Origin of the sequence: Pseudonocardia alaniniphila, from assembly GCF_022524485.1 — a bacterium.
Lineage (GTDB): Bacteria > Actinomycetota > Actinomycetes > Mycobacteriales > Pseudonocardiaceae > Pseudonocardia > Pseudonocardia alaniniphila.
In genome coordinates, this window is sequence record NZ_JAKXMK010000050.1 from 25,821 (window position 1) to 46,833 (window position 21,013).

A 21,013-nucleotide genomic window follows, 5' to 3' on the forward strand; every position below is an offset into this window, starting at 1 on the left:
GGTGGTCAGCTGCGCGGACGCTCGCGCAGCAGGTCGCGGATCTCGGTGAGCAGCTCGATGTCGGTGGGGTCGGCCGGGCCGGTCTCGATGCCGCGCCTGCGCCGCTCCTGGATGGTCTTGAGCGGGTAGACGATCACGAAGTACACCACCGCGGCGACGATGAGGAAGTTGAGCACAGCGGTGACCACGGCGGAGAAGTCGATGTAGGTGCTGGCCTTGCCGCTGACGAGCTGCACGCCGAACCCGGGACTGCTCGGCGGCGTGACCGTGTTGATCAACGGCTGGATGATGCCGTTGGTGAAGGCGCTGACGATCGACCCGAACGCCGCGCCGATCACCACGGCGACGGCAAGCTCGACGACGTTGCCGCGGAGGACGAAGTCCTTGAAACCCTTGATCACGCGCGGAGGGTAACGGCGACCTGTTCGGTGAGCGAAGCGGCCGCTACCTGTGCCGCCTGTCCCGGCGCCGTGGCGACGAGCACCAGCCGCCCGGATGTGCCGCCGTCCTCGGGAAGCACGGCCAGCACGGTGGCGGCAGCGGCGAGCACGACGGGCTCGTCGGTGCGGGCCCCGACGGTGACGACGTCGACGCGGCTGCCGGGCACGAGCATCGCCGCGACCCCGGCGTCGGCCAGGCGGATCGGCACGGCCGTGGCGCCAGGGGAACCGGCGGGGGAGAGGCCGGCTCCGGCCAACCGGACGTCGGTCAGAGGCTCACCGGCGCGCGCGGCTCCGACGAGCACACGCCCGTCGGCGACCGGGATCTCGCCTACCGCGCCTGCGGGTGCGAGCGCGGCAGGAAAGTGGCGGACCGCGAGGTGCTCGGCCCGCAGGGCGGAGCCCGCCGGCAGGTCGGCGGTGGTGACCACCACCGGGGTGCCGCTCATTGCGGGCTGGGGTGCAAGGGCCAGCACGAGGGCGGCAGCGGCCAGCACCGTGGCCGCCACCCGGCGGAGCAGGGCCAGCCTGCGCCACCCCGGACGCGCCAGGAGCGTGCCGAGGCGGTTCGTCGTCATGGCCTCGACGCTAGGTCGCGCAGGCCCTCACGACGGGGCGATCACCGGTCCTGTGGACAACCGGGCAGGGATGTGGACAACCCTGCCCCGAAGGTCAGGACGCGGCTGCGGCGGGCGTGCTGCTGGACGAGGAGCTGGTCGACGAGGAGGTGCTCGAGGAGCTCTCCTTGCTGCTGCTCGACGACGAGGCCGAGCCGTTGGACTCGGACTTGCTCTCGCTCTTCGTCTCGGTCTTGGTCTCGGGCACCGTGGCGCCCGAACGGCTGTCGGTGCGGTAGAACCCGCTGCCCTTGAACACGATGCCGACGGACGAGAACACCTTGCGCAGGCGCCCGGAACACACGGGGCAATCGGTCAGCGAGGGGTCGCTGAAAGACTGCACCGCGTCGAACCTGTGGTCGCAGGCGGTGCAGGCGTACTGGTAGGTCGGCACGTGTCCCTCCGGACTGGCACTGGACGAGCTGGCACTCGAACGCACTGAGTGCCAGCATAACCTGCGGGGATCAGCTCCTGTTCCCGAGAGGATCGCCTCTCAGCGGAGTGTGACCGGCATCAGCGAGGAGCGCGGCGGTCACCCGCCGGTCGTGCGGCTCGGCAGGCAACTCGTCCACGAGCTCGTCGTCGTTGAGCACCACCACCAGCGGCACGTCATCGGCCACCAGCGGGAGGGTGCGGTCGTAGTAGCCGCCTCCCCTGCCCAGCCTGCGGCCACTGCGGTCGGCGGCCAGCGCGGGAACCAGTATCAGGCGGGCCGTGGCCACGGCGGCCGGGCCGAGCCGCGGCCCGGTCGGCTCCTGTAGTCCGAGCGGGCCTGCCGCGGTGGCTCCGGGGCCGTCGTACCGGGCCCAGTCGAGCGGACCGGGCACTGCGGGCACGACCGGCAGCAGCACCTCGTGGCCTGCGGCGTGCAGGGCCGCCACCAGCTCGGGTGAGCCCGGTTCGATGCCCACCGGGAGGTAGGCGCACACGGGTCCACCGGTGGTGGCGGCCAGGTCCACCGCGCTGCGCGCCAGCGCCACCGCCCGTTCTGACCGCACGTGGGGCGGGATGGCCCGGCGCGCGGCGAGGAGGCGGGCCCGCCACTTCACCTTCGCGGCGACGACCGCCCGTTCGGTCCGATTCGCGCGTGCCGTCACGCGGCCACGCTACCGGCGCCGATAGGCTCGCCGACCATGAGAGAGGCTTCGACCGAACCATCGGCACAAGCGGCTCGGCCGTTTCGCTCGGCCGTGGTTCCGGCCGCGGGTCTGGGCACCCGATTCCTGCCCACGACCAAGACCGTCCCCAAGGAACTGCTGCCGGTCGTCGACACCCCGGGCATCGAGCTGGTGGCGGCGGAGGCGGCCGAGGCAGGGGCCGAGCAGCTGCTGATCGTCACGTCCCCCGGCAAGGACGCGATCGCGGCCCACTTCGCCGACTCCTCCGAGCTGGAGAAGGAGCTCCAGGCCCGGGGCAAGGAGAACCTGATCGCGAAGGTCCGCCGCGCCCACGAGCTGATCACCGTGCGCACCGTCACGCAGGACGAGCCGAAGGGCCTAGGCCACGCGGTCGGCTGCGCACGCGACGCGATCGGTGACGACGAGGAGGCCTTCGCCGTCCTGCTGCCCGACGACCTGGTCCTGCCCACGGGCGTGCTCGCGAAGATGGCGAAGGTGCGCGAGCAGCACGGGGGCAGTGTGCTGTGTGCGTTCGACGTCCCGCGCGAGCAGATCGCTGCCTACGGCGTGTTCGAGGTCACCGACACCGCCGATGACGACGTCAAACGCGTGCACGGGATGGTCGAGAAGCCGGCACCGGACGAGGCGCCCTCGACCTTCGCTGCCGCCGGACGGTACTTGTTGGACCGGAAGATCTTCGACGCGCTCGACCGGATCACGCCGGGTGCAGGGGGTGAGCTTCAACTCACCGACGCCGTCGCGCTGCTGATCTCCGAAGGGCACCCTGTTCACGTGGTGGTTCATCGAGGGGGACGGCATGACCTTGGCAACCCGGGCGGCTACGCGCGGGCGTTCGTGGACTTCGCGCTGGAGGATCCGGACTACGGTCCCGACCTGCGCGCCTGGCTGGCTGCACGCCTGAACGGCTGACCCGTGCGATCGGTCGACGAGCAGCTCGAGCGGGTGCTGGCCAGTGCGGTCAAGCCGGCGCCCGTCCGGGTGGCGATCTCCGAGGCGCACGGGCTGCGGTGCGCGGAGGAGGTCGTCACGGCACGGCCGCTGCCCGGCTTCGACCAGGCGGCGATCGACGGCTACGCCGTGCGCAGCGTCGACCTGGCCGGTGCGACCGAGATGGCACCGGTCACCCTGCCCGTGGTGGGAGAGATCCCGGCCGGGTCGCGGCAGCCGCTGCGTCTGCAGCCGAGGCAGGCCGTGCGGGTCACGGCGGGGGCGCCGTTGCCCACACTGGCCGACGCGGTCGTCCCGGTCGGCTACACCGACGCGGGGAGCGCCCGCCTCACCGTGCACCAGGGCGTGCCGTCGGCCGCGTTCGTGCGACGGATCGGGGAGGACGTTCAGCCCGGTGACGTCGCCGTGCGCCGGGACGCGGTGATCGGAGCGGCCCAGGTCGCCCTGCTCGCCGCCGCCGGGCGCGACAAGGTGCTCGTGCACCCCAAGCCGCGGGTCTCGGTGATCTCCGTGGGCGACGAGCTCGTGGACCTGGCCCGCACCCCGGGCGCCGGGCAGGTGGCCGACGTGTGCTCCCACGCACTCACCGCGGCCGCCCGCGAGGCCGGGGCGGAGACGTCGCGGGCCGGTCTCGTCCGCGGCGACGCCCGCGAGATCACCGCGGCCATCCAGGGCCGGCTGCCGTTCAGCGACGTCATCGTCGTGTGCGGGGCGGTCGGCGGCAGCGCGGGTGCCGAGGTGCACGCCGCGTTCGCCGATCTCGGAGAGCTGGACACCACCCGCGTCGCGATGCATCCCGGTTCCTCCCAGGGGTTCGGCCGGCTGGGCCCCGAGGGCGTTCCGACCTTCCTGTTCCCGTCGTACCCGGCCACCGCGCTGCTGCTCTTCGAGGTGCTGGTGCGCCCGCTGCTGCGCCTCGCGCTCGGCCGTACCGACCCGCACCGGCGTCTGCTCTCGGCACGGCTCACCTCGCCCGTCAGCTCCCCATCGGGGCGCCGTGGCTACCTGCGCGGCCGGTTGCTGCGCGAGCAGGCCACCGGCGAGTACCTCGTGCAGCCGCTCGGCACGTCCGGAACGCACCTGCTGTCCTCGATCTCCGAGGCCAACGGGTTGATCGTCTTGCCGGAGAACGTCACTGAGGCCACAGTGGACGAGGTGGTCAGCGTGGCGTTCCTGCCGGCCCCCGCCTGAGTCGGCGATGGCCCATGCCTACCCGGCGCCGATCGCGGGGCGCCACCCCGGTTGGCCTGCCTCGCTCGGGGGCCTCCGGGTCTCTGCCGGTGTGGTGGCGCTGCGGCCTGTGCGTCTCCGCGACGGCAGGACGTGGTCGGCGATCCGGATCCGCGACGAGCAATATCTCGCACCGTGGGAACCCAGCATGCCGGGCGGATGGGCCCAGCGGCACGCCGCGAGCGAGTGGCCTGCGCGGTGGTTGCAGCTGCGCGGGGCCGGTCGGAGGGGGGCCGTGCTGCCGTTCGCGATCACCCTCGACGGGCGGTTCGTCGGGCAGGTGATGGTCGGCAACATCGTGCGCGAGCCGCTGCTCTCGGCCTACGTGGGCTACTGGGTCGACTCCTCCGTGGCCGGCCGCGGTGTCACCACGGCCGCGGTGGCACTCGTGGTGGACCACTGCTTCGGCCGGGTCGGGCTGCACCGGCTGGAAGCGACCGTGCGGCCGGAGAATCTCGCGAGTATCCGCGTGCTGTCGAAGTTGGGTTTCCGCAAGGAAGGGCTGTTCCGGCGCTACCTCGACGTCGACAGCGCATGGCGCGACCACTATTGCTACGCGCTCACGGTGGAGGATCTCGAGAAGACGGGCGGCCTGACCACCCGGCTCGTGATGGAGGGCCGGGCCGAAAGGGTCTGACCACACTCCGCGACCATTCCCGTCGGTTTCCCACCTCACAATAGTCACAGCTGTCACAGCGATCACCTCCTGCTCAGCAGTGATGTCATCCCTTACGGCGCGTCGCCGCCCGTCGCCCGCTCTCGCTCACTACCGTTGCCGTTTGGGGTGTGATTCCGGCCGGGGAGACCGGGGTCGCAACCGGACTGCGCCGTGGGGAGGAAGCAGCCGTGCCGAGCTCGATGATTTTCGCGAGCCTGGTCGTCCTGTGGTTGCTGATCCTCGTCCCCGCGATCGCCCGGCACCGTCAGGAGGTGGCGCGCCCGACCGTGGCGGCGCTATCCGGCCGCGTTCTCGAGCGGCCTCGGCGGCGACATGGTCCGGATGTGGACAGCGAACTGGAGGTGGACGTGGACGAGGACGTGGACCAGGTGGACGAGGGGCACCCCACGGCGACTCGGACCGACCACGACGACCGCGACGACCGGAACGACCACGACGACATCGACGACCGGGACGACCGGGACGACCGGCACGCCGGCGTGAGCGACGACAGAGACGGTGACCGGCACGGCGAGGCCTACAGCGACGACCGGGACGACCGCCTCGACGACGACGAGGCCGACGACTACGACGGCCCCGAGGCCCGCGACGACCATGAGGCGGACGACGACCCCGGAGTCCACGACGACCCCGGAGTCCACGACGACGACGGGTGGGAGCGCCCGCCGCCGCGGTACCGGCCCGGTCGTGGTGGGTTCGACCCCGAGGCCGCCGCGGTCGCCGCCAAGGCCCGCTACGCCTTCCGGCAGCGGGTCGTGCTCTCGATGCTGATCGTGGCGATCCTCAGTGGAGTGATCGCGGCGATCGCCGTTCCCAGCGCCTGGTGGCTGCACGGCGCCGTCGACGTCCTACTCGTCGGGTACCTGATCTACCTGCGCCGCCAGGTGCGGCTGGAGGAGGCGATCCGGGAGCGCCGCGCCTCGCGGATGGCGGGTACGCGGCGTCCGCGTGCGGCCGATGACCCCGACCTCGACGAGTGGGCCCGCCGGGGCCGCGACGCCACCCGTAGGCCGGCAGACGACCGGTACGACGAGGACGACTACGACGACGAGGGCTACGAGGTCGACGGCTACGACGCCGATCACGACGACGACGCTGATCACGACGACCACGATCACGACGACGACCACGGCCGCGAACGGCGGGAGCGGGTGCGCAGTGAGTCATCGGCCGACGCCGTGGAGGGCGAGCCCGCACTGCCCCGGTTGCGCCCGGCTCCGCCTCCGCCGCTCCCTGCGGGCACGGCACTGGTCGAGGCGACCGAGGACGACCCCGAGCTGCACGATCTCGCCGGCCCGGCCCGACGTGACTACCGGCATGCGGTGGGCGAATGACCGACTGGTAGGCTTCCAACGTCCGGCGGGAACGACGGACGCCGGGGCTGTGGCGCAGTTGGTAGCGCGACTCGTTCGCATCGAGTAGGTCAGGGGTTCGATTCCCCTCAGCTCCACCACGAATTCGATTCTCGCGTTCTCACCTGCGGTTTCGGACGCAGAGCAACCCTCTCGCTCACAACACGAGCGAGAGGGTTTTTGCTGTGGTGTCGTTCGGATCAGGCGGTCCTCGGTAGGCGGCGCCCGCCGTGTCAGGAGCGGTGTCAGGAGTCGTGTCAGGTCGGTGTCAGGCCGGCCGATGACAGTAGTCGCATGACAACTTCAGCGATTGCAGCTTCGTCACTTCGCAAGCCCTTCGAGTTCGCCACGCCGGGCCCCATCGCCGCGACCGTGGAGGTCGCCGGAGCGCAGGTGCGGGTCACCGCGAGCGACCGGACCGACACCGTGGTGCTGGTCGAGCCCATCGACGAGGCGAACCGGTCGGATGTCAAGGTGGCCGACAGGACCAAGGTCGAGTTCGCCGACGGTCGGCTGTCGATCAAGACGACCGTCTCCGGGAGAAAGAACGGGTCCGTCGCCATCACGATCGCCCTGCCCGCCGGCTCCGACCTGGCTACGTATCTGGCGTACTCGGCCGTGCACGCCGACGGCTCGTTCGGCGAGTGCGAACTGCACATGGCATCGGGTCAGGTCCAGCTGGATCGCGTCGACGCGCTGCAGGCGAGCATCGCGTCCGGTGAGGTCACGATCGGCCACGTCTCCGGGCGTGCCGACATCGACGGCGGGGCGATCGCGATGCGCATCGGCGAGGTCGAGGGCACGGTCGGGTGCTCCACCTCGGGCGGGCAGGTCTGGATCGGCCACGCCTGCGCCGACCTCGATCTCAGCAGCAGCAGCTGCGACTTCGAGATCGACTGCGCCGACGGCAGCGTCACCGCCACGCAGGCCGGCGGTGCGATTCGGATCGGCCGGATGACGCACGGCCGGGCGAAGCTGATCAGCGGCTCGGGAGACATCGAGGTCGGCATCAGCGAGGGCGCCGCTGCCTGCATCGACGCCAACAGTGATCGAGGGGCGGTGCACAACTTCATCTCGCAGGGAGATGCCGGCCCGTCGGACGACAAGGTCATGGTCCACGCCCGCACGCGGCACGGCGACATCATCATCCAGCGCGCAGCGAGCTGACCCTCACGACGCGAGCGTGACCTCGACCAGCTCGGACCAGCTCGCCTGCGCACCCTCCCGCGTCACCTCGGCGAACCGTACTTCGCCGAGGTGACGCCGCGCGTCCCGTTCGATCCTGGCCGCGTCCGGGCGGGAGCGATCCGGCAGGCCGCGTACGCCGACGGCTGCCGCGAGCAACCGCGCCGCCTGGTCGTACAGGCCGAGACGATCCGCCAGGTCCGCGATCCCGACGAGGATCTGGGCGATCAAGAAGGCATGTCCCGCCTCGGTCGCCGCCTGCCAGGCTGCGATGCGGTGGGTACGGGCCTCACGGAGATCGCCGGCGAGGTAGCCGAGCACGTCGTGTATCCCCGCGCGGATGGTCGGCTCCGCTGCGTCGTCGCCCAGAAGGACGGTCGCGAGGCCGAGTTGATGGCGGGCCCCCTCGACGTCACCGCCCCAGCGAGCGAGCTCCGCCTTGGCGCGCGCCACCTCGACCAGCGCGTACGGCCAGGTGACACCTTCGGCGATCCGCTCGGCCTCGGCGATGGCGTCCGCGCTGGAGTCCCGGTCGTCGTCGAGCCAGTACAGCAGGGCCTGCCTGGCCCGCAGGCTGATGACGTCTTCGATGGCACCGACCTCGGAGACGACCGCGACGGCCTGTTCGTAACGATCGCAGGCATCGGCGAACTCGCCACGCTTGGCGAGGTGGTCACCCAGCTCGGAGAGGGCTATCGCAATCCCGAACCGTTCGCCGAGCGCCCGGAACTCGGCGAGGGCCACCTCCAGGTGCGTTTCCGCGTCCTGCGCGCCCTGCCCGATCATGATCAGCATCTTGCCGACCTGCCAGCGGGCCAGTGCGCGTACCCAGGGGTCTTCGCTGTCCAGCAACGACTCGAACGCAGACACTGACGAGTCCGGAGCCTGCAGCATGTGTTCGAGCGGGATCACCAGGTCCAACACCGGGTTATGGTGCTGACTGAGCCGCCCGAACCGGTACGCCTTGTGGATCCATTCCGCGCCCTGGTGCTCGCCGCCCGGCCCGGAGGTCACGAAGAGCACCACCATCGCGTACGTCATGGCCCGGACGTCATCGCTCACCTCGCCGGGGATGTCGGTGGCGGCGATCATCAGCTCGATGCCTTCGGCCCGGCGCCCGCCGAGCCACCAGTACCAGCCGGCGGCTGCCGCGAGCCGCATCGCCCCCTGCGCCTCACCGGCCGCGAGCGCACCGCGCATCGCGGCGCTGATGTTGTCGTGCTCGGCCTCGAGCGTGGCGAGCCATTCCAATTGCTCGGCGCGGCGCAGATGTGGCTCGGCGGCCTCGCCGAGTTCGGTGAAGTACGCGAGGTGCGCCTGGCGCGCCAGATCCGATTCCCCCGCCTCCGCGAGCCGCCGGCGGGCGTACTCCTTGATCGTGCCGAGCATCCGGTAGCGCGGTGCGCCGTCGGCCTCGGTGAGCAGCAGCGACTTCTCGGCCAGCGCGGTCAGCAACTCGAGTACCTGCTCCGCCTCGACCGCATCGCCTGCGCAGACCCGCTCGGCCGCTTCCAGGCTCGCGCCGCCGGAGAACACGGAGAGCCTGCGCAGGACCATCCGTTCGGCGTCGGTGAGCAACTCCCAGCTCCAGTCGACCACCGCGCGCAGCGTCTTGTGCCGCGGCAACGCGGTACGGCTACCGCTGGTGAGCACGCGGAACCGATCGTCGAGCCGGTGGGCGAGCTGATCGATGGACATGGTGCGCAAACTGGCTGCGGCCAGTTCGATCGCCAGCGGCATCCCGTCGAGCGTCCGGCAGACGCGCACCATCGTCGACAGCGTGTGGTCGTCGACCGCGAGATCCTTGCGCGCCGCACCCGCCCGGTCCCGCAGCAGCCGGACGGCCGGAGAGGACTCGATCTCGCCGGGGCCGGCGTCCGCCTCCGGCAAGGCCAGCGGCTCGACCAGCCACAGTGCCTCACCGGTGATGCCGAGCGGTTCCCTGCTCGTCGCCAGGATCCGCAGCCGTCGGCACTCGCCGAGCACCCGATGGGCGAAGGCCGCCGCCGAATCGATCACGTGCTCGCAGTTGTCCAGGATCAGCAGCGCCTCCCGATCCCGGATCGCGGCGATGAGCCGGTCCGTCAGCACCGTGTTCGGTGCGCCGCCGAGCAGAGCATCCCGGAGGCCGAGCGCGGCGAGCGTCGACTGCGCCACGTCGCCGTCCGAGCCGATGGCTGCGAGTTCCACCAGCCAGACCCCGTCCGGAAGGTCGCCGAGCAGCGTGCGCGCGGTCTCCGTGGCCAGCCTGGTCTTCCCCGAGCCGCCCGGCCCGGTCAGGGTGGTGAGCCGATGTCCGGCGATGAGGTCGCGGACCGCGGTGACATCGGCGTCCTTGCCGACGTAGCTGGTCAGCTCGGCCCGCAGGTTGGTCTTCCGGTTCTCCTCCCGCCGTCCCAACTCGCCCCGCAGCAGCGCGACGTGCAACGCCGACAGCTCCGGTGAGGGGTCGACGCCCAGCGTGTCGGCCAGGGTTTCCCTCGTGCGCTGGTACACGAGCAGCGCCTCGGTGTCGCGACCGGTCGCGACGAGGGCACGCATCAACGCGGCGACGAGCCGTTCCCGCACCGGGTGCGCGGCCACCAAGTCGGTCAGTTCCGTGACCAGCTTCGCGCCGTGGCCGAGGCTGATCTCCGCATCGAACTGATCCTCCATGGCCGCCAGGCGTAGCCCCTCGAGCCGGGTGACCGCCGCGTCGAACGCTGCACTGTCCTGCAGACCGACGTCCTGCATGGCCGCACCGCGCCACAATCCGAGGGCCTCACGCAACAGCCGTGGATCGTCCTCGTTGCGGGCCTGGCCGACGAGGCGTTCGAACCGCACGGCGTCGACGGCGTCGGGCCCCACCGTCAACCGGTAGCCGTTCGGCTGTCCCTCGACCGCCCCGTCCGGCAGCGCCTTCCGCAGCCGGGACGCCAAGCGCTGCAAGGCATTCGCCGCGTCGGTGGGCGGGCGCTCACCCCAGATCCAATCGACGAGCGTCGCCTTCGGGACGACGTGACCTGGTTCGAGCGCGAGGGCGATCAACAGTGCGCGCAGCCGGGCGCCGGGCACGTCGGCGAGGATTCCGTCATCCGTGCGAACCTCGAATGATCCGAGCATCCCGATCTGCACCTGGCCGATCTTGCCACGGGCGATGGGCCGGTCTCCGACTGCTGACGCGGCCTGAAAGGTGTCCAGGAATGGCCTCCGGAACCGCCGGGCGGTGATCCCGCCACAGCCCACGACTCGGTCGTGGCCGGTGTCAGAGCCGTGTCAGTCGTGTGTCAGGCCCGTCGGCGAATGTGGTCACACCAGCCGCCACGAGAGGACATTCGATGAGTCACACGGTTCCCGTTCCGCACGGCCTCCTGACCGAACGCGACGCGGGCCCCTTCGACCCGCCCCGCCAGATCACCCGGCTGCGTGAGGCTCGCCCCGTCAGCCCCATGGTCTTCCCCGACGGGCACGAGGGCTGGATCGTCACCGGCTACGACGCGGTCCGCCGGCTCATGGCCGACACCCGGTTCAGCTCCCGCCAGGACATCGGCGTTCTCCACGAGCCGTACGAGATCCCGGGCATGCCTACATTCACCGAACCGTCCCCGCAGCAGCCGGGCCTGTTCATCAGCATGGACCCGCCGGACCACACCCGGCTGCGGAAGAAGCTCATCGGTGCCTTCACCGTCAAGCGCATGAAGCAGCTCGAAGAGCACATCATCGACATCGTCGAGCGGCAGCTGGACGAACTGGCGCGCCTCACCCCGCCGGTCGATCTGGTCAAGGAGTTCGCGTTGCCGGTGCCGTCGCTGGTGATCTGCGAAATGCTCGGTGTGCCCTACACGGACCGGGAGAACTTCCAGGTCAACACCGCCAGGTTCCTGAACACGGAATTGCCGTTCGAGGAGAAGATCGCCGCGTTCACCGAACTGTCCACCTACCTCGCCGCGCTGGTCACGCGCAAACGCGCCGAGCCCGGCGAGGACATCCTGTCCGACCTGGCCCGCCATGACGACCTCACCATCGAGGAACTGACCGGCGTCGCCTTCCTGCTGCTGCTCGCGGGCCACGAGACCACCGCCAACATGCTGGGTCTGGGCACCTTCGCGCTCTTGGAGCACCCCGAACAGCTGGCTGAGCTGCGCGCCGACCCTGATCTGATGCCCGGCGCCGTCGAGGAACTTCTGCGGTACCTGTCCATTGCCGACATCTTCTTTCGCTACGCCGTGGACGACATCGAATTCGGCGGCGAAACAATCGGCAAGGGATCGACCGTCATCGTCTCGCTGCTGGCCGCCAACCGCGACCCCGAGCGCTTCGAGAACCCCGACACCCTGGACGTGCGCCGCGAGGCCCGCGGTCACCTGTCCTTCGGTCACGGCATCCACCAATGCCTCGGCCAGCAGTTGGCCCGCATCGAGATGCGCGCCGGTTTCGCCGGCCTGCTGCGCCGCTTCCCGACCCTCCATCTCGCCATTCCCGCCGGCGAGGTGAAACTCAGGACCAACATGCGGATCTACGGCGTCCACGAACTGCCGGTCACCTGGACGGAAACGGCCCAGTAGAAATCGACGGCCGAGCGCAACACCGCCGAGCCGGAAACGCCGGTCGGCGTCAGGGTGTCAGTGTGTATTGCTCGCGCAGCTTGTGCTTGCGCATCTTGCCGGTGGCGGCCCGGGGGAGCTCGTCGACGAAGTCGATCCGGCGTGGCACCTTGTAGTGCGCAATGCACTCGCGCAGGTAGGTGAGCAGCTCTCGTTCGAGCTGGGGCCCGGAGACGATGCCGGGGGCGGGCTGGACGACGGCCACCACCTGCTCGCCCATGTCGGGGTCGGGCAGGCCGAAGACCGCGAGGTCGAGGACCGCGGGGTGGAGGGTCAGCGCGTCCTCCACCTCCTGCGGGTAGATGTTCACCCCGCCCGAGATGATCGTGAAGTCCGCGCGGTCGGTGAGGAACAGGAAGCCGTCCGCGTCGACGTACCCGATGTCGCCGGTGGTGCCCCAGTTGTCGTGCAGCGGGTGCTGCGCCTGCCGCGTTCGCTCGGGGTCGTTCTGGTAGGCGAACGGGAAGTTGTTCCGCTCGAAGTAGACGAGCCCGACCTGGCCCGGCGGTAGCTCGTCGCCGTGGTCGTCGCACACGTGCAGCACGCCGAGCACCGCCCGCCCGACCGACCCCGGCCTGCGCGGCCATGTCGCCGAGTCGATCATCGTGAGGCCGAGGCCTTCGCTCCCGGAGTAGTACTCCTCGAGGATCGGGCCCCACCACTCGATCATCTTCCGCTTGACCTCCACCGCGCACGGCGCCGCGGCGTGGACGGCGACACGGTGCGAGGACAGGTCGTGGGCGAGCCGTTTCTCGTCGGGGAGCTTGAGCATCCGGACGAACATCGTGGGCACCCACTGGCTGTGCGTCACGCGGAAGCGCTCGATGGCCTCCAGCGCGGCGGCCGCGTCGAAGCGAGGCATGATGACGACGGTGCCCCCGACCTCGTGCACCAATCCGGTGAAGCGCATGGGCGCGGTGTGGTACAGCGGGGCGGGGGAGAGGTAGACGGTGTCGGCGTCGATGCCGTAGGGGTCGCCGAACAGCCGGCGCACCGGGTTGCGGTGCCGGTCCACCTGCTCGCCGGACATGGGCACGGTGATGCCCTTCGGCCGGCCCGTCGTGCCGGACGAGTAGAGCAGCTCGGCACCGCGCGGCTGGCCGGGGAGCGGTTCCGGCGAGGCGGCGGCGATGGCGGCGGAAACCTCGGTGTGCGCGTGGAGCGGGCCGCCGACGGCGAGCCGGAACGTGACGCGCGGTGTGTGATCGAGCAGTTCGGCGGCGACCCTGGGGAACGTCGCCGAGACGACGAGTGCCGTCGCCCCGCAGTCGTCCACGATGTAGGCGATCTCGGACGTCGTCAGGTGGTGGTCGATCGGGGTGAAGTACAGCCCGCTGCGCATCGCCGCCCAGTACACGACGTGGAACTCGGCCGTGTTCTCGGCGAGGAGCGCGTCGCCGTCGCCCGTGCGCAGGCCGGCATCGCGGAACGCGCGCGCCAGCCGGGTGGAGCGCTCGTCGAGCTCGGCGTAGGTCAGAACAGCCCCGCTGTCCGTCATGACCACGGCAGCCTTGTCGGGGGTGAGGGCGGCGAACGTTCCGGGGAACAACGTGCTCCTCTTCGGACGCGGGAACAGTCAATCCTGACCGTCTGTGGCGCTAAGCTACCGTCGCCACCGATCACCGCCACGGGTGGGCCGTCCGACGGGCCGTCGGCGGCGAAATCAGGCACGATGCCGCGGTGCCGAGACTGCGCCGTGCCGTCATCCTCGCCGTCCTCGCCGTGATCGTGGGCGGGCTCGCCGCACTAGCCGTGTTGGACCCGTTCCACCTCCGCCACGCCCGCTGGTTCACCTCAGGTTTGGTGCTGGTGGCGATCCTGCTGATGACGGCCGCGTTCGCCGTCATCGTCCGGGGCATCGGGCGCGCACTCGTGCTGGCTCTGGGCGCGGTCGCAGTTCTCGGCTGGGTGACCGTGGTCTGGCTGGCGTCGCAGGTGGCAGGCGTCGACCGTGAGGTGTCGCAGGTGGCCGACGGTGGGCGGCGCCTGGTCGTGGTCGAGGGCGCGCCATACGCCATCGACCCCATCTACGCGGTGGTGATCCGGTCGGGCAGCGGGCCGTTCGAGCAGGAGTCGGTGGTGTACCAGGGGGTCGAGCAGGCACCTGCGCCCAGCGGGGTGCGGTTCGTCGACCCGGACACCGTCGAGGTGCGTACCAGCGGCGGGTGCCTGTACCGCTCGGAGGTCGAGGCGGTGACGCTCGCCGTCGACCCGGTGCACCGCCCGCTGCGGGCCGACGGCTGCTGATCCGCGGTCACACGAGCGGGATCTCGGCCTCCGCGATGCTCGTGGGTGGCACGAGCCCGGCGTCGCCGGGCTGCAGGACGACCATGACGAACCGCACCGGCGTGCCGTCGCCGTCCTCGGGAGCGTCGTTGCTGTAGCGGTGCGGGGCGTGGGCCTCGAAGAGCACGGTGTCGCCTGAATCCAGGTGCTGCACGCTGTTGCCGACGCGCAGGCCCAGGTGTCCGGACAGCACCGAGAGGACCTCTCGCGTGCCCATCGGGTGCGCCTCGCCGTCGAAGCTGTCGCCCGGTTGCAGCGTCCAGTCCCACAGTTCGACGACGTCGGGCGGGTCGGTGCCGATCCGGAACACGGCGCTGCTGCCGGCGGCGCCGGCCCACAGCCGGGCGGCCTCTGCTGCCCTGCGCACGACGATTCGCGGCTCGGAGTCGCCGTCCACCAGGGAGGCGACTCCCACTCTCAAGGCTGCGGCCAGGCCCACCAGCGTGGCGATGCTCGGGTTGCCGCGGGACGTCTCGATCTGGATCACCGTGCCACGGCTCACGCCCGCGGCGGCGGCGAGCGCGTCGATGGTCATCCGGCGCTGCTGGCGCAGCGCGCGGACGTTGCGGCCGACGGTGGTGGCCACCTCCTCTGGCGACTGCATGTAGGTCAGTGTGCCGTACTTCCTCGGATACTTGGTTGTACTTCCCGAACCTCAGAGCTAACGTCCAATGAGATGTCCTGTTGAGTACGTTCTAGTGAACTGAGGTGCGATGTCCGTCCCTGTCGCGTTCCCCGCGGCGCTCGCCTACGGCGTGTGCGACTTCGCCGGCGGACTCGCCGCACGACGGGCACCGGTACTCGTCGTCACGCTGGTGGCCCAGACGGCCGGTCTGTTGGTCCTGCTGCCGGCGTTGTGGCTCCTGCCCGGGCAGCCGTCCGTCACCACGTTCGCGCTCGGTGCGCTGGCGGGCATCGCAGGCACCGCCGGGCTGCTGCTCTACCTGCGGGCGCTCGCGGTCGGGCCGATGGGAGTGGTCGCGCCCCTGTCCTCCGTGGTCGGCGCCGGGCTCCCGCTCGTGGCGGGCGTGCTCTCCGGGGAACGTCTCGGACCCCTCACCGTGCTCGCGATCGTTGTGGCGCTGGTCGCCATCCTGCTGGCCACGGCAGGCACCCGCCGCGATGCCGCGGCGACCACCGGGCTCCTGCTCGGACTCGCCGCGGGCGTCGGCTTCGGCCTGTTCTTCGTCGGCCTGGGCGCGACGAGCGACGACTCCGGGCTCTGGCCACTGCTCGCCGGGCGAGTCACCTCGCTGACGCTGGTGACCGCGCTCGTGCTGCGGCACCGGTTGCCGCTGCGGACGCGTCGCGCCGTGCTGCAGCCCGAGCTCGCCGGTCCGGCCGCACCGGTGCCCGTGCCGGCGCCTGCGCCGTCGCCCGTCGGTCTGATGATCGTCAGCGGGATCTTCGACTCCATGGCGAACGTGCTGTTCCTGCTCTCGGCCCGGCTCGGGGACCTGGGAGTCAGCGCCGTGGTCGTGTCGCTCTATCCGGTGGTGGTGGTGCTGCTGGCGCGCGTGGTGCTGCGCGAACGGCTCACCGGTATGCAACTCGCGAGCGCGGGGCTCGCCCTCGGAGCGAGCGTGTTGCTCGCGGCGGTCGGCTGACGGGCGCCGGGTTGTGAATGAGACCCGGCACCATCACGCGCGCCAGGACGGCAGCCACAGCTGCGCGTCCCACATCTCCGGGGTGATCGGCTGCCCGATGAGAATCGGCCAGAGCCACACGAAGTTGGCGACGACCGCGCCCACCCAGAGCCCGACGACGAGCAGCCCGGTCTGGCGGCGTTCCCGGGGTGCGTTCGACTTGCCCAGGATCCCGCCCATGACGAGCACCGTGCCGAAGATCAGGAACGGCACCACCGGCGTCATGTAGAAGAAGTACATCTGCCGGTTGATGTCGGCGAACCACGGGAGGATGCCCGCCCCGTAGCCCACCAGCACGGCGGCGTAGCGCCAGTCGAAGCTGGTGAAGGTGCGCCACAGCGCCACCGCGAGCACGCCGAGCGCGGGCCACCACAAGGCGGGCGTGCCGATCAGCATCACGGCGCTGATGCACGTCGGGGCGCCGCATCCGGTGATCTGGCTGCCGGAGCTGTAGTAGTAGAGCATCGGTCGCAGGCCCATCGGCCACGTCCAGGGCTTGGACTCCCACGGATGCACCCCGCTGGCCTGCGTGGTGAGCCCGACGTGGAACTCGAGCACCTTGCTGCTGTAGTACCAGAGCCCGCGCAGCGGGGCGGGGATGAACGACCACGGGCCGCCGAGGCCGATCTTCTCGCCGACGGCGTAGCGGTCGACGGAGGTCTCGCTCGCGAACCAGGCCCACCAGGCCGAGAGGTAGGCGAGTATCGGCACCAGCGCGAGCGCCCACAGGGCCGGCGCGAGATCGCGTCGCAGCGTGCCGACCCACGGACGCTCGACGCCGGCGGCGCGGCGGGCCGTGAGGTCCCAGACGAGGGCGAGCACCGCGAACGCCGCGAGCCAGTACACGCCCGACCACTTGACCGCGCAGCCCAGCCCCAGAAGCACGCCGGTGGCGAGGCGCCACCAGCGCACGCCCAGCCGCGGACCGTACGGGGAGTCGCCCACCCGGCCCTCGGCGATCACGATCGCCATCCGGGCGCGCACGTCGTCGCGGTCGCAGAGGAGCGTGGCGAACGCGGCGAGCACGAACAGGGCCGAGAACACGTCGAGCATCCCCATGCGCGACTGCACGTGGGACATCCCGTCGCAGATCAACAGCACGCCCGCGATCCCGCCGAGCAGCGTGGAGCGGGTGAGCCTGCGCCCGGCGCGCACGATCAGCAGCACCATCAGGGTGCCGGCCAGTGCGGCAGAGACCCGCCAGCCGAACCCGTCGTAGCCGAAGGCGTACTCCCCGAGCGCGATGAGCTGCTTGCCCAGCGGCGGGTGCACCACCAGCTCGTACCCGGGGTTGTCCTCGACGCCGCCATTGCGCAGCATCTGCCACGCCTGGGGCACGTAGTGCTTCTCGTCGAAAACGGGTGTGCCGCCGTCGGTCGGGCGGCCCAGGCCTGCGAAGCGCACCGCTCCCGCGATGAGCGCCAGCGCGATCGCGACAGCCCAGCCGCGCAGCCGGTCGGACGGCGGCGGGGCGCCGAGCCGGACCGTGGGGTCGGCGGGATGAAGCCCGGGTGCCGGGGCGTCCCCGACGGGGCGGTTGCCGATGGGGGCGTCGCTCCCCGCGGCCCGGGTGGCTCCGGCACCTCGCGTGCGGTCGACGCTGCGGGTGGCCACGAAGGCGATCGTAGGCTGCGATCCATGTCTGCTGAGCCGGTGTCCGGCCGTCTGGTGCTGGCGGCAACCCCGTTGGGTGATGCGGGTGACGCCTCGGAGCGCCTGCGGGTCGCGATCGGCACGGCTGACGTGGTGGCCGCCGAGGACACCCGACGGCTGCGTTCGCTGGCCGCCGCGCTCGGGGTGACCGTGACCGGCCGCGTGATCAGCCACTACGACGCCGTCGAGGCCAGCCGCCTGCCCGGCCTGCTCGACGACGTCCGGGCCGGGCGGACCGTGCTGGTCGTCACGGACGCGGGGATGCCTGCTGTGTCCGATCCCGGCTACCGGCTGGTCGCGGCCGCGGCCGCGGAGGACCTGCCGGTCACGTGCCTGCCGGGGCCGTCCGCGGTGACGACGGCGCTGGTGCTCTCCGGGCTGCCGTGCGAGCGGTTCTGCTTCGAGGGTTTCGCGCCGCGCCGCGCGGGTGAGCGCCGACGGTGGCTCGCGACGCTCGTGGCCGAGCCGCGGGCGACGGTGTTCTTCGAATCGCCGCACCGCTTGGCGGAGACGCTCGCGGACGCGGTCAGTGTCCTCGGACCCGAGCGGGCCGCCGCCGTCTGCCGTGAGCTGACCAAGGCCCATGAGGAGGTGCTGCGCGGCCCGCTCTCGGAGCTCGCCGAGTGGGCCGCCGTGGGCCCGGTGCGCGGGGAGATCACGGTCGTGCTGGCAGGCGCAGCGCCGTCGGCGGCACCGAGCGTCGAGTCGCTGGTCGATGCCGTCGAGGAACGGGTGGCGGACGGCGAGCGCCTCAAGGACGCGGTGGCAGCGGTGGCGCAGGCGGCCGGAGTGCCGAAGCGCGAGCTCTACGCAGCCGCGCTCGCCGCCCGCTCCTGAGTCCCGCCCAGGCGCGCTCCGGGCCCGCCGAACCCCCGCCTCGACATGGTCACGTGTCGCTGTTCTGAACGTCGGCGGATGCGCGTCAGGTGACCATGTCGTCGGGCGGAGGGTCAGTCGGGCGGAGGGTCAGTTGCCGGCGGACGGGGCGGGCGCGGTGGACGGGCGCTTGGCACGTGCCCAGCGCACGACGGGCTCGACCACCCGCGCGGCCACCGGGCCGATCACGGCCATGAGCAGCACGTACGTGGTGGCGAGGGCGGCGAGCTGTTCGTCCACCGCCGCGTAGCCGACAGCCAGCCCCGCGATGACGATCGAGAACTCGCCGCGTGCCACCAGCGCGGCGCCGGCACGCGCCCGGCCGAGCGTGCCGATCTTCACGCGACTCGCGGCCCACCAGCCGGTGGCGAGCTTCGTGAGCGTGGTGGCGACGGCGAGAACGACCGCCCAGCCCAGCACCGGGGGGATCGATGCGGGGTCGGTGTTGAGCCCGAACACCACGAAGAACACCGCGGCGAACAGGTCGCGCAGCGGCTCCAGCAGCTTGGTGGCGTTCTCCGCGGTCGATCCCGAGATCGCGATGCCCAGCAAGAACGCGCCGACGGCCGCCGAGACCTGCATCGCCGAGGCGAAACCGGCCACGAGCAGCGCGGCCCCGAGCACCTTGAGCAGGAAGACCTCACGGTCCGGGGAGTCGACGAGCGCGGACACGAACCGGCCGTAGCGCAGCGCCACCAGGAGCACGACGGCGAGCACCGCCACCGAGATCCCGACTGCGGTGAGACCGCCGGCGAGGCTCACGCCGATCAGCACCGCGGTGAGGATCGGCAGGTAGAGCGCCATCACGAGGTCTTCGAACACGAGGATCGACAACACGACGGGCGTCTCGCGGTTACCGAGGCGGCCGAGGTCGGAGAGGACCTTCGCGATGATCCCCGACGAGGAGATGTAGGTGACGCCGCCCATCACGAGCGCCCCGACAGGACCCCAGCCCAGCGCGAGCGCGACAGCCGCGCCGGGTGCGGCGTTGAGGACGATGTCGAGAATGCCGCCCATCCAGGACCGGCGTAGGCCCGTGACGAGCTCGGCCGCCGAGTACTCGAGCCCGAGGAGCAGGAGCAGCAGGACCACTCCGACCTCGCCTGCCAGCGACGTGAAGCCCTCGATGCCGCTCAGCGGAATGATGCCGCCGGTGCCGAAGAACAGCCCGCCGAGCAGGTAGAGGGGGATGGGGGACAGCCCGATCCGGCCGGCGAGCCTGCCCAGGATGCCCAGGCTCAAGAACACGGCGCCGAGCTCGATCAGTTCGAGCGCGGTGTGGTCCACGCGCGATCAGCCCCGCTTGAGGATCTTGACAGCGTTGTCGAGCCCCTCCGACGTGCCGACGGTGACCATCAGGTCCCCGGCGGTCAGGGTGAAGTCCGGCGTCGGGCTCGGGTGGACCTGGCCCGCCCGCATCACGGCGACGACGGAGACGCCGGTGCGGGTGCGCAGGGCGGTGTCGCCCAGCGTGCGTCCGTCGAACGGGGCGCCGACGGGGATCTGGCGGGTGTGGATGCCGGGCAGGTCGCGGTGCTCCTCGGTGAGCTGAGCGACGAGCTGCGGTGCGCCCAGCAGGTTGGCCAGCGCACTCGCCTCGTCGACGGTGAGCGGCAGCTCGGCGAGACAAGCGTCGGGGTCGTCCGACTTGGAGATGATCAGCTCGATCCTTCCGTCCCGATGCGTGACCACGCCGATCCGTCTGCCGCCCCGGATGGCGAAGTCCTTACGCACACCGATCCCGGGCAGTGGCGTGACCTCAACGTTCACGATGTCCACGGTAATGGAACGGCCCGCTACTCTGAGCGCATGCGGGTCCTCATGCTCGACGCGCCCCAGGCGATGCTCGACGAGCGCCGCCGGCTGGGTCACGACGTGCGCGACGAGATGTGGGACGGGGTACTACACATGGTTCCGCCTCCGGGTGGGCCGCACCAGCGGTTCAGCTTGAGTTTCGTGAGAGTCGTGAGTCCGCTGGCCGAGCGTCGTGGGCTCGTCCCGCACATGGAGACCGGTCTCTTCCGGTCCGATGACGACTACCGCGTGCCCGACCAGCTGTACTGCCGCCCGAAGCACCTCTCGGAGCGGGGGGCCGAGGGCGCCGAGCTGGTCGTCGAGGTCCGTTCGAAGGGCGACGAGACCTACGACAAGATCGACTTCTACGGCCGGGTCGGCGTCCGCGAGATGATCGTCGCCCACCCCCGCGATCGCCGGGTCGAGCTGTTCCGCGCTCTCGGCGGCCGGCTCGTCCCCGTGCAGCCGGGCGCCACGGGCGAGCTCACGAGCGAGGTGCTCGGGATCGTCCTGCGCACCGTCGACGGGAAGTTGGAGATCTCCTGGTCCGAGGGCTCAGCCACGGTCTGAGCACCCGCGGAACCC

The 21,013-nt window shown here is 71.1% G+C and carries 20 protein-coding genes and 1 tRNA gene; 11 read left to right on the forward strand and 10 right to left on the reverse strand.

The window, feature by feature from the left end:
• Nucleotides 1–5: 5 nt before the first annotated feature.
• From mscL to MMF94_RS39635, 4 genes are all read right to left on the reverse strand, one after another.
• A complete protein-coding gene (gene mscL / locus MMF94_RS39620; RefSeq protein ID WP_241042636.1) occupies nucleotides 6–401 on the reverse strand; it encodes a large conductance mechanosensitive channel protein MscL in 396 nt (131 codons plus the stop codon).
• A complete protein-coding gene (locus tag MMF94_RS39625; RefSeq protein WP_241042637.1) occupies nucleotides 398–1,018 on the reverse strand; it encodes an SAF domain-containing protein in 621 nt (206 codons plus the stop codon). Before MMF94_RS39625 ends, mscL begins: the two co-directional genes overlap by 4 nt.
• A gap of 94 nt (nucleotides 1,019–1,112) precedes the next feature.
• Complete coding sequence (locus tag MMF94_RS39630; RefSeq protein ID WP_241042638.1) at nucleotides 1,113–1,451, reverse strand: FmdB family zinc ribbon protein; 339 nt, start codon at nucleotides 1,449–1,451, stop codon at nucleotides 1,113–1,115.
• Nucleotides 1,452–1,521: 70 nt separating this feature from the next.
• Nucleotides 1,522–2,154, reverse strand: a complete 633-nt coding sequence (locus MMF94_RS39635; RefSeq protein ID WP_241042639.1) for a 5-formyltetrahydrofolate cyclo-ligase — start codon at nucleotides 2,152–2,154, stop codon at nucleotides 1,522–1,524.
• A 36-nt stretch (nucleotides 2,155–2,190) separates the two neighbouring features.
• On the opposite strand from MMF94_RS39635, the gene MMF94_RS39640 reads away from it, so the two are divergent.
• From MMF94_RS39640 to MMF94_RS39665, 6 genes are all read left to right on the forward strand, one after another.
• Nucleotides 2,191–3,105, forward strand: a complete 915-nt coding sequence (locus MMF94_RS39640; RefSeq protein ID WP_241042640.1) for a UTP--glucose-1-phosphate uridylyltransferase — start codon at nucleotides 2,191–2,193, stop codon at nucleotides 3,103–3,105.
• A gap of 3 nt (nucleotides 3,106–3,108) precedes the next feature.
• Nucleotides 3,109–4,335, forward strand: a complete 1,227-nt coding sequence (glp, locus tag MMF94_RS39645) for a molybdotransferase-like divisome protein Glp (protein ID WP_241042641.1) — start codon at nucleotides 3,109–3,111, stop codon at nucleotides 4,333–4,335.
• A 7-nt stretch (nucleotides 4,336–4,342) separates the two neighbouring features.
• Nucleotides 4,343–5,011, forward strand: a complete 669-nt coding sequence (locus MMF94_RS39650) for a GNAT family N-acetyltransferase (RefSeq protein WP_241042642.1) — start codon at nucleotides 4,343–4,345, stop codon at nucleotides 5,009–5,011.
• A gap of 209 nt (nucleotides 5,012–5,220) precedes the next feature.
• On the forward strand, nucleotides 5,221–6,387 hold the full coding sequence (sepX, locus tag MMF94_RS39655; protein WP_241042643.1) for a divisome protein SepX/GlpR: 1,167 nt from the start codon (nucleotides 5,221–5,223) through the stop codon (nucleotides 6,385–6,387).
• A 43-nt stretch (nucleotides 6,388–6,430) separates the two neighbouring features.
• Nucleotides 6,431–6,506: transfer RNA gene (locus tag MMF94_RS39660), tRNA-Ala, on the forward strand.
• A gap of 193 nt (nucleotides 6,507–6,699) precedes the next feature.
• On the forward strand, nucleotides 6,700–7,572 hold the full coding sequence (locus MMF94_RS39665; protein WP_241042644.1) for a DUF4097 family beta strand repeat-containing protein: 873 nt from the start codon (nucleotides 6,700–6,702) through the stop codon (nucleotides 7,570–7,572).
• A gap of 3 nt (nucleotides 7,573–7,575) precedes the next feature.
• Here the strand turns inward: MMF94_RS39665 and MMF94_RS39670 are convergent, their stop codons facing one another.
• The gene (locus tag MMF94_RS39670) at nucleotides 7,576–10,704 is read right to left on the reverse strand and encodes an ATP-binding protein (RefSeq protein ID WP_241042645.1); all 3,129 of its coding nucleotides are present in this window, start codon (nucleotides 10,702–10,704) and stop codon (nucleotides 7,576–7,578) included.
• Between the two features lie 203 nt (nucleotides 10,705–10,907).
• On the opposite strand from MMF94_RS39670, the gene MMF94_RS39675 reads away from it, so the two are divergent.
• Nucleotides 10,908–12,134: a cytochrome P450 gene (locus MMF94_RS39675; RefSeq protein WP_241042646.1), complete on the forward strand. Its 1,227-nt coding sequence runs from the start codon at nucleotides 10,908–10,910 to the stop codon at nucleotides 12,132–12,134.
• A gap of 49 nt (nucleotides 12,135–12,183) precedes the next feature.
• On the opposite strand, the gene MMF94_RS39680 is transcribed toward MMF94_RS39675, so the two are convergent.
• Nucleotides 12,184–13,722, reverse strand: coding sequence for an acyl-CoA synthetase (locus MMF94_RS39680; RefSeq protein ID WP_241042647.1), 1,539 nt, complete (start codon nucleotides 13,720–13,722; stop codon nucleotides 12,184–12,186).
• A gap of 131 nt (nucleotides 13,723–13,853) precedes the next feature.
• Between MMF94_RS39680 and MMF94_RS39685 the strand changes: the two genes are divergently transcribed.
• The gene (locus tag MMF94_RS39685; RefSeq protein WP_241042648.1) at nucleotides 13,854–14,420 is read left to right on the forward strand and encodes a hypothetical protein; all 567 of its coding nucleotides are present in this window, start codon (nucleotides 13,854–13,856) and stop codon (nucleotides 14,418–14,420) included.
• A gap of 7 nt (nucleotides 14,421–14,427) precedes the next feature.
• Here MMF94_RS39685 and MMF94_RS39690 read toward each other — a convergent pair whose 3' ends face one another.
• A complete protein-coding gene (locus tag MMF94_RS39690) occupies nucleotides 14,428–15,063 on the reverse strand; it encodes a helix-turn-helix domain-containing protein (protein WP_241042649.1) in 636 nt (211 codons plus the stop codon).
• A gap of 109 nt (nucleotides 15,064–15,172) precedes the next feature.
• Here MMF94_RS39690 and MMF94_RS39695 point away from each other — a divergent pair, with 109 nt between their 5' ends.
• The gene (locus MMF94_RS39695) at nucleotides 15,173–16,066 is read left to right on the forward strand and encodes an EamA family transporter (protein ID WP_241042650.1); all 894 of its coding nucleotides are present in this window, start codon (nucleotides 15,173–15,175) and stop codon (nucleotides 16,064–16,066) included.
• A 33-nt stretch (nucleotides 16,067–16,099) separates the two neighbouring features.
• Here the strand turns inward: MMF94_RS39695 and MMF94_RS39700 are convergent, their stop codons facing one another.
• Nucleotides 16,100–17,650 carry a dolichyl-phosphate-mannose--protein mannosyltransferase gene (locus MMF94_RS39700; protein WP_379660379.1) on the reverse strand — a complete coding sequence of 517 codons (1,551 nt, stop codon included), beginning with the start codon at nucleotides 17,648–17,650 and terminating at the stop codon, nucleotides 16,100–16,102.
• Between the two features lie 93 nt (nucleotides 17,651–17,743).
• Between MMF94_RS39700 and rsmI the strand changes: the two genes are divergently transcribed.
• The gene (gene rsmI, locus MMF94_RS39705; RefSeq protein WP_241042652.1) at nucleotides 17,744–18,595 is read left to right on the forward strand and encodes a 16S rRNA (cytidine(1402)-2'-O)-methyltransferase; all 852 of its coding nucleotides are present in this window, start codon (nucleotides 17,744–17,746) and stop codon (nucleotides 18,593–18,595) included.
• A 129-nt stretch (nucleotides 18,596–18,724) separates the two neighbouring features.
• Here rsmI and MMF94_RS39710 read toward each other — a convergent pair whose 3' ends face one another.
• Together MMF94_RS39710 and MMF94_RS39715 are read right to left on the reverse strand one after the other, a co-directional pair.
• Complete coding sequence (locus MMF94_RS39710) at nucleotides 18,725–19,921, reverse strand: cation:proton antiporter (protein ID WP_241042653.1); 1,197 nt, start codon at nucleotides 19,919–19,921, stop codon at nucleotides 18,725–18,727.
• A 6-nt stretch (nucleotides 19,922–19,927) separates the two neighbouring features.
• The gene (locus MMF94_RS39715; protein WP_241042654.1) at nucleotides 19,928–20,404 is read right to left on the reverse strand and encodes a cation:proton antiporter regulatory subunit; all 477 of its coding nucleotides are present in this window, start codon (nucleotides 20,402–20,404) and stop codon (nucleotides 19,928–19,930) included.
• A gap of 39 nt (nucleotides 20,405–20,443) precedes the next feature.
• Here MMF94_RS39715 and MMF94_RS39720 point away from each other — a divergent pair, with 39 nt between their 5' ends.
• On the forward strand, nucleotides 20,444–20,998 hold the full coding sequence (locus MMF94_RS39720; protein ID WP_241042655.1) for a Uma2 family endonuclease: 555 nt from the start codon (nucleotides 20,444–20,446) through the stop codon (nucleotides 20,996–20,998).
• Nucleotides 20,999–21,013: the final 15 nt, after the last annotated feature.